Below are 13,499 nucleotides of genomic sequence, written 5' to 3' on the forward strand. Positions count from 1 at the left end.
GGCGTTGTAGCGTTGGTTGATCACCGCAAAGAGCAGCAACAGGTCGGTCTCGCTGCCGCGGTGCATGTCCACCTCGTCGAGGATCAAGAGGTCATAGGCGGCAAAGCGCGCCACCTCGCCGGCCTCGCTCTTGTCCTCCTGGCCATAGGTGGCCTTGATCTCGGCCAGCATCTGCTGGGCGGTGCAGTAGCGCACTGCACGGCCGTACTGGTGCAGGATGTTGTTGGCCAGCGCGCAGACGAGGTGGGTCTTGCCGGTGCCCACCCCGCCGGTCACGATCAGCCCACCGCCCTGCTCCACCGCCTTGCCAAAGCCGGCCAGGTAACGCTTGAAGCGCGCCAGCACCTCGCGCTGCGCCGGGGTATGGGGGATAAAGGTCTTGAAGCCGGCACCGGCATAGCGGGCAGGGATATGCGCTACCTCCATCAGCCAGGCCAGCCGTCGGGCATTGGCCTGCAGCACGTCCTGTACCCGCCGCTCGCGCTGGTGGCAGGTGGGGCAACGTGGTGCCCGCTCGTTCATCACAAAGGCCTCAAAGGCGCCGTGCTCTTCGCACTCCCCCTTGGCCACGCTGAGCTTGCCCAGCCGGCTCAAGAGCCTAGAGAGCGCATGCATGCTGCGCCTCCAGTTCGGCAAGCTCGGCCGCGGTCAACGCACTGCTGCCGTGGCGGCTGGCATCGAGCGCGTAATCTGTGGCGGGTATGGCATGGCGCACGCTACGACGGGCCGGTTTGGCCGTATGGCGGCTGCCACCAAAGCCCGGTGCACGGCGTAGCCAGCCAGAGAACTTGGCCTGCCAATCCACCAGCCGCTCGTCGCTGGCGGTGTAATAGTCGCGAAACAGCGCCAGCTGGGCGGCCAGATCCAGCCCCAGGTTGTGCGCCAGGGCCTGTTGCGCTGGGCCGGGGGTAAAGTCGGCCGGCAAAGGTTGTCCAGCGCTTGCGCCCGCAGTGGCGAGAGAGGGTGTAGGTATTTGTGACTGTGATTGTGTCTGCACCGGCAGCTGCACTTGCAGTGCACTTGAGATTTGTTCAGCAGCGGCAGGCTGGCCCTGTGCCAGCTTGCCATGCCGCTTGAGCGCGGCCGAGCTGCGCTTCTTGCTGATCTCGCTGTTCTTGCGCAGCTCCGCCTCTACCCGCTGGTGCGTCCAGCCTTGTTCACCCAAGGTAAAGAACTGCGCCACCACAGCATCCACCGCTGCCTGTTCATCAGCCTGTACCGCCCTGCAGATCCGGTGCAATTGCACGGCGGTGGTCGGCAGCGGCTGGCCGGTAAGGTAGTAGTGGTCCAAGAGGCGGCGGTAGGCGCCGTCTTCCAGCATGGATAGCTGGGCGGTATCGCGGGCGTAGTCGGCCACGAAAAAGGGGTACCAGATCAGCTTCATTGCGGCATCTCCTGTTTACGCGGGCGTAGCGGGGCCCTGCCGGCCACGTGGGTCAGCATCGTCATGGTTTGCTCCTGTGTTCGGGCCGGTGGGGCCAGATGGCGCGCCCAGGTGGGGTGGGCGCGCTACCAAGTCATTTGTTCAAAACATGGGCGTGGCTGGAAACCCGCGCAGCAACGCCTTAAAGCTATTTCCAGGTATGGGCATCACACATAGCGCGCAGCGCCGCTCGTAAAGCCCAGCGCAGCGGTTCTGGCTAGGCGTGCGAGCGCAGACAGTACGATTGGTACGGCAAGCTCGCACAACAACGCCAGAAGGGCTTTACGAGTGGCGCTCAGTCGTTACGGCGGTCAGCCCAGTCGACAAAGCGGCCGGCCAGAATGCGCGGGCTCTGCCACAGCTCACGGCCCAGTACCTGCCAGGTGGGCATCAGCCGCGGGCGTTGTGCTGCCACCGGGCGCAGCAGGGCTTCGGTGGCGCGGCCAAAACGGTTGCTGGCAGTACAGGCCGCGCAGCCCTGGGCTTGTTCGGTCACGCTGTTGTCAAACAGTTGCTGTTCCATAGTGTTATTCCTCTGTCCGTCAAAGTGATGACAAGGCCATGAAGGCCGCTGTGAAAATGTTGTCCCCAGCCATGCTAGATTGGCGGCAAACCCCACCTACCGAGCAGGAAGCGCCATGTCCCAGACCGAGCAACCCGACCCGCAGGCCGCCAACTTTGGCGCCTACGCCGCGCTGCAGGACGCTCTGCGCGCCCTGATCGCCACCCACCCCAACCCGGATGTGCTGTACCGGGCCATGCGGCACGAGTACGAGCACACCACGGCGTTTCTGCTGGGCTCCAACATGCGCGAGCAGGCGCTGAAGAGCTATGAGCACACCTGGCGGGCGCTGACCGAACCGCTCGATGAGCGTTGAAAGAGACATTAGCTAAACATTTAGCCAGACCAGCCGGGGTAGGCGTACCCTGGCCGTTCCGCCCCGCCCATCTTCGGGCGGGGCGGCAATGGGGCGCGCCGCTCATGGTGTGGCCTCCAGCTCGGGCAGCAGATCGTCATAGCTGACCTGGCCCTGGGTGGCGTCCCTTATGGCGCGCGCCAGTTGTAGAGAAGGTATTTTGTGGCCCCCGGCGATCTGGGAGAGGTAGGCCGCTTCGGTGCCGGCTGCCCTGGCCAGCTTCAATCGATTACCGGGCTTGAGTTTGAAGTAGTCCTTTAGCTTCATGCAACAAAGTTTAGCCACAAGGTAATCACAAAGCAATAGCCTTGCGCTCATAACCAGCAAAAAAACACTTTCGCCATTAGCTAAACTCTGTTTAAATGCGCGGCATGGACTCCAAACAGATACGCCGCCACAACCTGCGCCAGCTCATCAACGAAGCGGGCGGGCAAGCTGCCCTCGCCCGCCGTGCCGAGACCGCGCCGGCCTATATCAGCCAGATCTTCAGCCCCAAGACCAGCAAGGAGATCGGCGATTCGCTCGCCCGCCGGCTGGAGCTGGCCTTTGGTAAACACCGCGGCTGGATGGATACACCGCACTTCCAGGAAGTGGTCGCCAAGGACCTCGCGCCGCGCCTGCAGGCCCGGCTCGATGCCCTGGGCCTGCGCCTGCCGCAGGCCGAGCCGCCGCTGGACCGCTTCAACCCGCGCTGGTTGCTGGACTATGTGATGCTGGATGAAGAGGCGGTGCGCGAGTTCGTGGCGATTGCCCACGTGCTGGGCCGCACGCCGGAGTGGCTATTGTTTGGTAGCGGGCACGATGCCGAGCCCGCCAGAGACGAGAACCCAGATAGTGCCGGCCAGGTGGCCAGCCTGCTGCGCAAGCTCGGCCGCCAGCCCCCCGCCCCCACTACCGGCCCGGACGCCATGGGCGACCCGCTGGGCCCGCGCGACTTTGGCAATATCCGCAGCGAGCCCCGGCCCATCAAGGCGTTCGACGATACCGACCCGCTGACCAGCGACGAGATACAGGTACAACGTTTGACACTCAAGCTCAGTGCCGGCTCCGGCCGCCTGCAATGGGAGATCGACGCCAAAGGCTCCCCCAACCGCTACCGCCGCGCCTGGTGCGAGCGCATGGGCTTCGACCCCGCGCGCCTCGTCTCCGTCCAGGCCGAGGGCGAGAGCATGTCCCCCGCCATCACCGACAGCGCCTCGGTCACCCTCAACACCGGCGACACCCGCATCCGCAACGGCAAGATCTACGCCATCGACTACCAGGGCGAGTTCTATATCAAGCGGCTGATGGTGGAACCGGACGGCGCCGTGCGCGTGACCAGCGACAACCCCGACAAGACCCGCTACCCGGACTGGACCGTGCGGCCGGAGCACGGCGATGTACTGCGGGTGCTGGGGCGCGCGGTGCAGGTGCAGAATGATTTGTGAGCATCATTACTTAGAAATGATGATTTACTCAAAACCAAACCTCATAACTCCGCGAGACAGGTTCATCCAAGCCATGGGAGCGATCAACTACTTTAGCGCGACTCAAAATATTTAACTTCTCCAAAGCACGGCCAATGGTTTCGGCCTCGTTGCGATCATGCCCATCCCAATATATGACATTCGCACCAGCAGTACCTACTTGAGGCTCAAAGGTAATTCGCTTAACAAAAAAACCCAGTCGTTCCAATTCTTTTCTGATCAGCATCGCTTTTTCACGCTGCGATTCTGATCTGACATGAATAAAAACTGTAGCTAGACTTGCCGGTTGGTAGGTCTGTTCCACGCCGGCTCCTGGCGCCTCAACACCTTTTCCTACAGCACCGGCCTTCTGTGCTACATCCACCATGTTGGATGCAGCCGCCCCTGGCGTACTTGGATGACGATCCTCCGGTTTACTCGGCCATTGATGCCAGATGTAAATACCCACCCCAACAACAAAGATCATGCCAAGCAAAGGTCGATTTCTCAACAAACGGACAGCTGCATCCACTTCCCGTGCAAACCGTTCCGACCAGGTTTCATTATTTTCAGGCATAACTCCTCCCACGATCGATCACAATAAATAACCAATTTTTCCACCACCGTCCCAAAGGTAGTTGAAAATATAATCAAAGGCATCAGAATTCACTGTTTACCTATTTCCTTATATCAAATTTCAATTCAAAAATTTGGCTCTGCTCTAATAAGTCATACCCATTTATCGGTTAGCCGTATACATTAGAAACCATAGCATGAGCCAAGCTCACTACCTCTTACAGAGGCCCAAACCGGCACGCTGAGCCCCACGTTCCAAACGTTACACCCTTGCCACTCCTGCCAAGCTGAGCGGCACGGCAGACTACCTCCCATTCAGCGCCGGCCCAACACCGGCCGCCACACTTAGGAGGAAGCCGTGCAAGCCAAGCAAAACACCCTCAACCCCACGCGCCGCAAGCTGCTGCTGGCCGCAGCCGCCGCCCCCATCGCCGCCTGTACCTCGCTGCCAGACAGCCAGGCCGGCTACGTCACCCAGAACCGCCTGGCCGCCCTGGAAGCCGCCAGTGGCGGCCGGCTGGGCGTAGCGTCCATCAATACCGCCAATGGTGCCCAGAGCAGCTACCGGGCGGATGAGCGCTTCCCCTTCTGCAGCACCTTCAAGGTCATGGTCGCGGCCGGCATTTTGCAGCGCAGCGCCAAGGACCCTAGCCTCCTGGCGCGGCGCGTTGCCTACCCGCGCGAGTCGCTGGTGGCCTATTCGCCCATTACCGAAAAGCACGCCGGGACGGAAGCCGGCATGAGCATTGCCGAGCTGTGCGCCGCCACCTTGCAGTACAGCGACAACACCGCCGGCAACCTCTTGATCAAGGAACTGGGCGGCCCGGCGGCGGTGACGGCCTTTGCGCGCAGCCTGGGCGATACCACCTTCCGCCTGGACCGCTGGGAGACCGAGCTCAATACCGCCATCCCCAATGACCCGCGCGATACCACCAGCCCGGCCGCCATGGCGCAGAGCCTGCAAAAGCTGTTGCTGGGCGATGCGCTGGGCAAGGTGCAGCAGGTACAGCTCACCGACTGGATGCTGGGCAACACCACCGGTGCCCTACGCATCCGCGCTGGTGTGCCCACGGACTGGCAGGTGGCGGATAAGACCGGTAGCGGCGCCTACGGCACCACCAACGATATCGGCCTGATCTGGCCCAAGGGCAAGCCGCCCATCGTGCTGGCCATCTACTACACCCGCAGCGAGCCGGAAGCCGCCTATCGCAACGAGGTGCTGGCAATGGCCGCGCGCATCGTGGCCGAAACCTTGACGCAATAGCCACTAACAAAACCCTTCTGGCGTCGTTGTGCAAGCTGGCCGTACTAACCGTACTGTCTGCGCTTGCACGCCTAGCCAGAACCGCTTCGCTGGTTTTTTTAGCGGCCGAACCGAGTGCTTACTGACCAACAATTAAAGCAAACTTTAAATAACAAGAAACAAACAGGAAGACCATCTTGCTCACACACCCCATCCGTGCCATGGCCCTTGCGGCCATCAGCCTGGCTCCACTTGCCAGCCACGCCAACGACGACAACCAGCGCCTACGTAAAGCCGTGGACGCCGCCATCAAGCCCATCATGGCCAAGTACGACATCCCCGGCATGGCCGTCGCGGTCACGGTCCAAGGTCACGCCCGCTTCTACAACTACGGCCTGGCATCGCGCCAGAGCAAGGTCGTGGTGAACAAGAACACGCTGTTCGAGCTGGGCTCGGTCAGCAAGACCTTTACCGCTACCCTGGCGGCCTATGCGCAGCGGCAAGGCAAGCTCTCGTTGGGTGACCACCCCAGCCACTATCTGCCCGAGCTCAAGGGCAGCCGCATTGATGAAGCCACCCTCTTGCAACTGGGCACCTATACGGCCGGCGGCCTGCCATTGCAGCTGCCGGAGTGGGTGAATACCGATGCCGACCTGACCCAGTACTTCCAGCAGTGGCAGCCAGACGCCCCGCCCGGCACCCAGCGCGGCTATTCCAACCCCAGCCTGGGTCTCTTGGGCCGCGCCACGGCCAAGGCGCTGGGGCAGGACTTCCCCGCCGCCATGGAAGGCATAACCCTCAAGCAGCTGGGGCTCAAGCACAGCTATGTGAAGGTGCCGCAAAACGCCATGGCCAGCTATGCCTGGGGCCATAACCAGGAAGGCAAGCAGGTACGCGTGAACCCCAACCCGCTGGATGCCGAAACCTACGGCATCAAGGCCAGCGCGGCCGACCTGATCCGCTACGTACAGCTCAATATCGACCCCAGCCAACTGCCTGAACCCATGCGCCAGGCGGTGGAGGATACCCACCTGGCTTACTTCCAGGTCGGCCCCATGGGCCAGGGCCTGGGCTGGGAGCAGTACCCCTACCCCGGCACGCTGCCGCAGCTCTTGGCTGGCAATTCGGAAGGCATGTCCCGCCAGCTCAACCCAGCAGAGGCCATCCCCCAACCACAGCAGCCGGTGCTGCCCACGCTCTTCAACAAGACCGGCTCTACCGGTGGTTTTGGCGCCTATGTGGCCTTTGTGCCGGCCAAACAGATCGGCATCGCGATCCTGGCCAACAAGGGCTACCCCATCCCGGCGCGGGTAGAGGCGGCGTATGAGATCCTGGCTGTAGCGGCATCCGAGGTGGCGCCATGAGCTGGCCCAAGTGCTTGGCGGTTGGCCTCATGGCCCTGATCGGGTTGGGTGGCAGCGCCCAGGCCGGCTCACCGGCCGATGCGCCCACACCCATTGCGCTCTGGCCAGGCAAGGTGCCGGACCCACTGCCGGTGCCGGGGCCGGAGACCGAAACGCTGCGCACCGAGCATCTGATCGCCGGCCGCCCCTGGACAGCGGTGACCAACATCACCCAGCCCACCATGACGGTCTATCCCCCCACCAGCGGCCAGACCGGCGCGGCGGTCGTGGTTATGCCCGGCGGGGGCTTTCATGTGCTGGCCATGGACCTGGAAGGCACCGAGGTATGCGACTGGCTTACCAGCCGTGGCATCACCTGCGTGTTGCTCAAGTACCGGGTACCCAGCCCCACCTACGACTGGCACTGCGACTGTCGCCCCGACAACCTGGCCATCCCCAGGCTGGCGCTGGAAGATGCGCAAAGGGCTATCCGGCTGCTGCGGCAGCAGGCCAGCCGCTACGGCATACAGCCGGACAAGATCGGCGTGCTGGGCTTCTCGGCCGGCGGCTACCTGGTGGCGTCCATCAGCACCCAGTACGCCCGGCGGCTCTACCCGCCGGTCGACGAAGCCGACCGGCAAAGCGCCCGCCCGGACTTCGCCATCGCCCTCTACCCCGGCCATCTGGTGACCAAGACCGGCAAGCTGAACCCCAATGTGCCGGTGACGGCCAACACGCCGCCCACCTTTTTGCTGCATGCCGGGGACGACCCGGTGGACAAGGTAAAAAACACCCAGCTCTACTACGCCGCGCTGCAAGCGCACGCCGTGCCGGCCGAGCTGCACCTGTACGCCCAGGGTGGCCATGCCTTCGGCCTGCGGCCCAGCGCGCTGCCGATCAGCGGCTGGCCACGGCTGGTTGAAGGCTGGTTGCAAAGCATCGGCATAGTGCCGGGCTAGGCGGCCCAGGCAATCAGGCTGCTGCATTGCGCATGTACGGCCAATGGCACCTTCGCGATGACAGATTGCCGATATGCAAAAGAGGCCCTGCCGCACTATGCAGCAGGGCCAACAGGCGGCAGTCAAGGTAGGGCTTGTCGGATTACTTGGTCATGTCCACGTCGTACCACGGCGTGACATTGATGGGGCAACGGTAGCGAAAGCCGGCTTCGGAGACAGTGACGCGGGCGGTCTTGGTCTCGTTCGGCTGCAGGCCAAATCCACCCAGCAGCTCATGGGACTTCTGGTCCTGCACATTGAAGCCCACAAACTTGCCGGCCTTGTTGGTCACCACGAAGTCGTACTCACCGGGCTTGAGGTCGGTCAACGTCTCTTTGGCAGCAAAGTAGCCGTTGTATTCGGTCAGGTGGATGGTGGTAACACCGTCCTTGGTAACCGGGGCGGCGGCATAGGCCTGGCCCAGCATGGCGCCCAGCAGAACCAGCTTGGCAACGCGTTTGGCGATAACAAAAGTCATGTCAGTTCCAATCAAGAAGGTGGGTGAGATGCGAAGGCGGCTTACTTGGCCGATACCTTGGGGAAGTCGATATCGGTCTGCGCCACGTTGTTGACGTAGTTGGTCAGCACATTGAGTGCCACTACCAGCACGATCTCGATGATCTCGGCTTCGTCAAAACCCACTTGGCGCAGGCTGGCGATGTCGGCATCACTCACCCGGCCACGTTCGGATGCCACGCGGAAGGCGAAGCGCAAAGCGGCGCCGATCTTGGGGTCGCTGTTCTGGTGGTCGCGGGCGGCGGCGATGTCGGCCTCGCTCAGCTTGGCCACGTTCAGGCCCAGATAGGTGTGGGCAGAGAGGCAGTAGTCGCAGCCGTTGAATTCGGCCACGGCAAGGGCAATGCGCTCACGCAGGGCGCCATCGAGCTTGCCCTTGTTCAGCGCGCCATTGAGCGAGAGGTAGCCTTCCAGCGCGGCCGGGCTGTGGCCGACCAGCTTCATCAGGTTGGGCACCACGCCCAGTTGTTGTTTGACGGCGGCCAGCAGCGGCTTGCTGGCTTCAACAGATTGCTCGACGGTAGGGATGCTGATGCGGCTCATGATGGTTTCCTTGGCTAGTGATTCAGGTTCGCATCGCCCAGTGCGCTGCGAGTGACGCCACTTTGCCAAAATGCATCAAACAGAAGAATAGCCTTACAATGCAATTTATTATTGCATCTAGTGGAATTTATCATGGACAGATTGCACCTGATGGCAGTCTTCGTAGCGGTGTGCGAGGCCGAGAGCTTTAACGGCGGCGCGCGCCGCTTGGGCATGTCGCCACCGGCAGTTACGCGAGCAGTTGCCGCGTTGGAAACCCGGCTGGGGGTGAAGCTGCTGCAGCGTTCTACCCGTATGGTGCGGGTGACCGAGGCCGGCCAGCGCTATCTGGACGATGCCCGCCGCATTCTTGAGGAGGTGGACGAGGCGGATGAGGCCGCTGCCGGCATCAATGCCATTCCGCGCGGCCAACTGACCCTCACGGTGCCGGTGCTGTTCGGCAAGATGTTCGTGATGCCCGGCGTAGTGGACTACCTCAACCGCTACCCTGAGGTAGAAGTGTCGGCGCTGTTTCTGGACCGGGTGGTCAACCTCTTGGAGGAAGGCGTGGATGTGGCCGTGCGCATCGGTCCCCTACCCGATTCCAGCCTGCGCGCCATCAAGGTGGGGCAAGTGCGGCGCGTGCTGTGCGCTTCACCCGCGTATCTGGCCGCGCATGGTGCGCCCACAACGCCACAAGACCTGCAGGGCAGGACCATCATCGCCGCCACGGCCGTATCCCCCATGGTGGAATGGAAGTTCGGCCCCGAGACCGCACCTAGCGCCATCAAACTCCGGCCACGGCTCACGGTGAGCAGCAACGATGCCGCCATCGAGGCCGCCCGCGCGGGTCTGGGCATCACCCGGTTGATGTCCTACCAGATATCCCCCCACCTTGCATCGGGCGAGCTGCAGATCTTGCTGCCGGACTACGAGAACGCCCCCCTGCCCATCCATATCGTGCACCGCGAGAACAAGTACGGCTCGGCCAAGGTACGTAGCTTTATCGACCTGCTGGCCGAGCGGCTGCGGGCGGACCCACACTTGAACGGAACCAGCAGTGAGGTGGTGACCTAGGCCATCAGGCCGCCTGCAGCGCCAGCACCTGCTGCATGGCGCGCGCCTCCTCGACCGGGGTGCGGCCAAACAGGCGCTTGAACTCGCGGTTGAACTGCGAGCTGCTCTCGTAGCCCACCGCCGCGGCGGCTGCGGCGGCCGTCACGCCCTGGCGTACCATCAGGAGGCGCGCCTGGTGCAGCCGGGTGGTCTTGAGGTATTGCAGCGGCGAGTTGTGCGTCACCCTCTTGAAGTGGGCATGGAAGGCCGGCACGCTCATGCTGGCTTCCTGCGCCAGCTCGGCCACGCTGATGGTGCGGGTGGGGTTGGCATGGATATAGCGCAACGCCCTTCCGATGCGGCCGAAATGGCTGCCGTGGGTCAGCGCCGCCCGCATGGCCGGCCCCTGCTGGCCAGTCAGCACACGGTAGTACAGCTCGCGCAAGATGGCCGGGCCGAGGAGCTTGGCCTCCAGCGGCGAACTCAACGCGCGCAGCAGCCGCAGCAGCGCGTCGGCAAAGTCTTCATCCATGGGCGTGGACAGCATGCCCTGCGGCGCCGCGGCAGCCGGTGCCTGCGCATCGATCGCCAGCGCCAGCTCGGTGGCAATGGTGGGGTCGATGCGTAGTGAGACGCCCAGCAAGGGTTCGCTCGGCCGCGCCTGGGCCTCGCTCTCAAAGGCCATGGGCACCGACACCACCAGGTAGTGCTGCGCATCGTAGCGGTAGGCGGTACCGGCCAGATAGCCCAGCTTGCTGCCCTGCACGATCACGCAGATGCAAGACTCGTAGAGTACCGGCGTGCGCGGGAGGGCCCGGTTGGCACGCATCAAGCGCACCTCGGCCAGGGCGGTCTCGGTATAGCCCTCTGCCGGGGCAAGCTGAGCGACCAGAGAGGCCGTGTGGGCACGTAGCGTGGCCAGGGCAGGTGGCGAGGAGCGGTTCATGGCGGTCTTGGCTGGATAGATGTTTAGATAATAAACCGGGCCGAATCATGATCTCAATTCGGCAAGAAATAGAGGATCAGGCAATACCCGCAGAGGAACCCGCCTTCGCACCCTATCCGTGCCTTTCCATAATGCACGCCAGGCCGGTCAACCGACTGGCGCGATTGGAAAAGGACGCCATCATGAGCAAGATCTGGTTTATTACCGGTGCCGCACGCGGTATCGGTGCCGAAATCGCCCGCGCGGCGCTGGCTGCCGGCGACAAGGTGGTCGCCACCGGGCGCAATCAACAGCACCTGCAGCAGCGCTACGCCGAATATGGCGAGCAGGTGCTATCCCTGGCGCTGGACGTCAGCCAACCGGCCCAGGCAGAAGCCGCCGTGGCAAGCGCCCTGGCCACCTTCGGCCGCATCGACGTACTGGTCAACAATGCCGGTTACGGCCTGCTGGGCTTGTTCGAGGAAGTCGCGGCCGCAGAGATCCAGCGCCAGTTCGACACCAATTTCTTCGGCCTCTTGCATGTCACCCGCGCTGTGCTGCCGGCCATGCGTCGCCAGCGCAGCGGGCATATCTTCAACCTCTCCTCTATCGGCGGCGTATACGGCTTTGCCGGCGCCGGCGTGTATTGCGCCACCAAGTTCGCGGTAGAGGGCTACTCGGAATCGCTCGCGCTGGAACTTGCCCCCTTCGGCATCCACATGACCATCGTGGAGCCAGGCTTCTTCCGTACCGATTTCCTCGACACCAGCTCGGTACGCTGGGGCGAGCAGCGCATCGCCGACTACGCCGAGACATCGGCCGCCATCCAGCACAACTACACCGCGCACAACCACCAGCAGGCCGGCGACCCGGCCAAACTGGGCGCGGCGCTGGTACGCCTGGCCGGCGAAGCAAAGCCACCGCTGCGCTATGCAGCCGGTAGCGACGCCTATGCCGGCATCGCGGAGAAGCTCGCGCTGCGGCTGGACGAGCTGCAGGCTTGGCGCACACTGTCGGAGTCGACTGACATCCGCTAACGCGCTCGGCACCCAGCCGGTGGCCAACCAGCCACCGGCTGCAGTTGGCCTAAAGGGGGTGGCGGAGCATAGCCGTGACGGCGGGCCGATAAGGGACTACCGGTACGCAGCTACCGGGTAGGATGTGGGTGTTCAGAGGCCATACAACTGCCAAACGCCGCCATGTCCATCCGCAAAGCCACCACTGCCGATACCCAAGCCGTGTTCGATGTGCGTAGCGCCGCCATCCTGCATGGCTCGCGCGGGCACTACCCGGATGAACTGCTGGAACGCTGGACCGATGGCGCGCCGGGCGAAGGGTTCGCCGCCTTTGTGGCCGACCACTGCTATGTGCTGGAGATCGACGGTCGCGTCTGTGCCTGTGGGGCGATTGCCATCCCGGACGGGCAGATCGATTCGCTGTTTGTAAGCCCTGCGCAGATGGGCAAAGGGCTGGGGCAGCAGATGCTGGCCTTTCTGGAGCAACTGGCGCGCGAGGCAGGCATTGCGGAAGTGCACTTGCAGTCCACCCTCAACGCCGCGCCCTTCTACCGCCGCGCCGGCTTTGTGGGGGACGCCATCGCCCCCTACCACTCGCCGCGCGGTTTCTCGCTCGATAGCATCCCCATGCGCAAGCAGCTGGGTTGAGGGCGATGGCAGGCAAGCGGCGACGAGGGGGCTGGCCCCCCCCCGCCCCAATCAGGTCATCACAGGCTTACTGCGCTGCCCTTGCCACCGCCGATTGCGGTGTATAGCGCAGCTGGCTGATATCGAACTGCTGGGCCTTGGCGGCTTCAAGCGCCTTTTGCAATTCCTCGGCCGGCAGGCTGGGTGTGCGCGAGAGCAGCCAGAGATATTTGCGGGTTGGGCTGCCCACCAGCGCCCATTGGTAGTCCGGCTGCAACGCCAGAATCCAGTAGTCCCCCCAGAACGGCCAGAAGAATGAGACGCGCAGCTTGGCATTGCCGCTGCCTTCTACCACCTTGGCCCGCCCTTCCGCCTTGTCGATGCCGGACGAGGTGGCGCACTGGTTGTGCACGCGTATCCCGCCCTTTTCATCCAGGTCGTAGCGGGCCTGTGTGTCTGCAATGCACTGGCGCTGAAAGAACATGGGGAAGGCGGCGATCTCGTACCAGCTACCCAGATACCGCTGGATATCCACCTCGGGCACGGTACGGACAGGTGCCGGTTCCTCCGCCGGGGCGTGCAGCGCCAGACAAGCCAGCACCACGGTGATCAGTCGCTTCAACACTACGTTGCTCCTTTGGGTACCGCCGCCGCATCACGGCGGCCTTTTCAAGCACAATTCGCCGGTATTTTTACTAATCAGTAAATATTACTACCATTTAGTACAATCACGGTTCGATTTGTTCCGGCCAGCCAGCCGGTAGCTTGCAAAGGGGGTAAACATGACGAAGGGCCGAGTCGCCGTCATTGGCGCAGGCATGGCGGGTATGGCCTGCGCACAGGCACTTGCCGCGCAGGGCCTGCAGGTTGTGGTGTTCGAAAAAAGCCGGGG

Annotated in this window: 18 protein-coding genes; 9 read left to right on the forward strand and 9 right to left on the reverse strand. The window is 63.2% G+C overall.

Going from position 1 to position 13,499, the window contains the following annotated elements:
- From VIM95_RS06415 to VIM95_RS06425, 3 genes are all read right to left on the reverse strand, one after another.
- Positions 1-615, reverse strand: a 615-nt coding sequence (locus VIM95_RS06415; protein WP_331984201.1) for an ATP-binding protein, incomplete at its 3' end; no start/stop codon positions are given.
- Positions 599-1,384, reverse strand: a complete 786-nt coding sequence (locus VIM95_RS06420) for a YdaU family protein (protein ID WP_331984202.1) — start codon at positions 1,382-1,384, stop codon at positions 599-601. The genes VIM95_RS06415 and VIM95_RS06420, both read right to left, overlap by 17 nt.
- 334 nt (positions 1,385-1,718) lie before the next feature.
- Entirely contained in the window at positions 1,719-1,946 is a 228-nt protein-coding gene (locus VIM95_RS06425; protein ID WP_331984203.1) for a hypothetical protein, read from the reverse strand.
- A 115-nt stretch (positions 1,947-2,061) separates the two neighbouring features.
- On the opposite strand from VIM95_RS06425, the gene VIM95_RS06430 reads away from it, so the two are divergent.
- Entirely contained in the window at positions 2,062-2,301 is a 240-nt protein-coding gene (locus tag VIM95_RS06430; protein ID WP_331984204.1) for a hypothetical protein, read from the forward strand.
- 102 nt (positions 2,302-2,403) lie between these two features.
- On the opposite strand, the gene VIM95_RS06435 is transcribed toward VIM95_RS06430, so the two are convergent.
- Positions 2,404-2,607, reverse strand: a complete 204-nt coding sequence (locus VIM95_RS06435) for a hypothetical protein (protein ID WP_331984205.1) — start codon at positions 2,605-2,607, stop codon at positions 2,404-2,406.
- 104 nt (positions 2,608-2,711) lie between these two features.
- Between VIM95_RS06435 and VIM95_RS06440 the strand changes: the two genes are divergently transcribed.
- Positions 2,712-3,767: a S24 family peptidase gene (locus VIM95_RS06440; RefSeq protein ID WP_331984206.1), complete on the forward strand. Its 1,056-nt coding sequence runs from the start codon at positions 2,712-2,714 to the stop codon at positions 3,765-3,767.
- Between the two features lie 28 nt (positions 3,768-3,795).
- On the opposite strand, the gene VIM95_RS06445 is transcribed toward VIM95_RS06440, so the two are convergent.
- Positions 3,796-4,362, reverse strand: a complete 567-nt coding sequence (locus VIM95_RS06445; protein WP_331984207.1) for a hypothetical protein — start codon at positions 4,360-4,362, stop codon at positions 3,796-3,798.
- 357 nt (positions 4,363-4,719) lie between these two features.
- Here VIM95_RS06445 and bla point away from each other — a divergent pair, with 357 nt between their 5' ends.
- The 3 genes from bla (at position 4,720) to VIM95_RS06460 (ending at position 7,906) form a co-directional block, all read left to right on the forward strand.
- The gene (bla, locus tag VIM95_RS06450; RefSeq protein ID WP_414648484.1) at positions 4,720-5,625 is read left to right on the forward strand and encodes a class A beta-lactamase; all 906 of its coding nucleotides are present in this window, start codon (positions 4,720-4,722) and stop codon (positions 5,623-5,625) included.
- A 200-nt stretch (positions 5,626-5,825) separates the two neighbouring features.
- Positions 5,826-6,968 (forward strand): class C beta-lactamase, encoded by a 1,143-nt coding sequence (ampC, locus tag VIM95_RS06455; protein ID WP_414648485.1) that lies wholly within the window; start codon positions 5,826-5,828, stop codon positions 6,966-6,968.
- Positions 6,965-7,906, forward strand: coding sequence for an alpha/beta hydrolase (locus tag VIM95_RS06460; protein WP_331984209.1), 942 nt, complete (start codon positions 6,965-6,967; stop codon positions 7,904-7,906). The genes ampC and VIM95_RS06460 overlap by 4 nt, the downstream gene beginning before the upstream one ends.
- A 142-nt stretch (positions 7,907-8,048) precedes the next feature.
- Here the strand turns inward: VIM95_RS06460 and VIM95_RS06465 are convergent, their stop codons facing one another.
- Both VIM95_RS06465 and VIM95_RS06470 read right to left on the reverse strand, forming a co-directional pair.
- On the reverse strand, positions 8,049-8,423 hold the full coding sequence (locus VIM95_RS06465; RefSeq protein ID WP_331984210.1) for a hypothetical protein: 375 nt from the start codon (positions 8,421-8,423) through the stop codon (positions 8,049-8,051).
- A 41-nt stretch (positions 8,424-8,464) separates the two neighbouring features.
- Positions 8,465-9,004, reverse strand: coding sequence for a carboxymuconolactone decarboxylase family protein (locus tag VIM95_RS06470; RefSeq protein WP_331984211.1), 540 nt, complete (start codon positions 9,002-9,004; stop codon positions 8,465-8,467).
- Between the two features lie 132 nt (positions 9,005-9,136).
- On the opposite strand from VIM95_RS06470, the gene VIM95_RS06475 reads away from it, so the two are divergent.
- Entirely contained in the window at positions 9,137-10,060 is a 924-nt protein-coding gene (locus VIM95_RS06475; protein WP_331984212.1) for a LysR family transcriptional regulator, read from the forward strand.
- A gap of 4 nt (positions 10,061-10,064) precedes the next feature.
- On the opposite strand, the gene VIM95_RS06480 is transcribed toward VIM95_RS06475, so the two are convergent.
- Complete coding sequence (locus VIM95_RS06480) at positions 10,065-10,985, reverse strand: AraC family transcriptional regulator (RefSeq protein ID WP_331984213.1); 921 nt, start codon at positions 10,983-10,985, stop codon at positions 10,065-10,067.
- A gap of 182 nt (positions 10,986-11,167) precedes the next feature.
- Between VIM95_RS06480 and VIM95_RS06485 the strand changes: the two genes are divergently transcribed.
- Both VIM95_RS06485 and VIM95_RS06490 read left to right on the forward strand, forming a co-directional pair.
- Positions 11,168-12,001, forward strand: a complete 834-nt coding sequence (locus VIM95_RS06485) for an oxidoreductase (protein ID WP_331984214.1) — start codon at positions 11,168-11,170, stop codon at positions 11,999-12,001.
- Between the two features lie 162 nt (positions 12,002-12,163).
- Entirely contained in the window at positions 12,164-12,628 is a 465-nt protein-coding gene (locus VIM95_RS06490; RefSeq protein WP_331984215.1) for a GNAT family N-acetyltransferase, read from the forward strand.
- Between the two features lie 67 nt (positions 12,629-12,695).
- Here VIM95_RS06490 and VIM95_RS06495 read toward each other — a convergent pair whose 3' ends face one another.
- Entirely contained in the window at positions 12,696-13,232 is a 537-nt protein-coding gene (locus tag VIM95_RS06495) for a lipocalin family protein (RefSeq protein ID WP_331984216.1), read from the reverse strand.
- A gap of 157 nt (positions 13,233-13,389) precedes the next feature.
- Here VIM95_RS06495 and VIM95_RS23355 point away from each other — a divergent pair.
- On the forward strand, positions 13,390-13,499 hold a 110-nt coding region (locus VIM95_RS23355), incomplete at its 3' end, for an FAD-dependent oxidoreductase (protein WP_414648486.1).

Source organism: Chitinimonas sp., assembly GCF_036568685.1.
Taxonomy (GTDB): domain Bacteria; phylum Pseudomonadota; class Gammaproteobacteria; order Burkholderiales; family Chitinimonadaceae; genus Chitinimonas.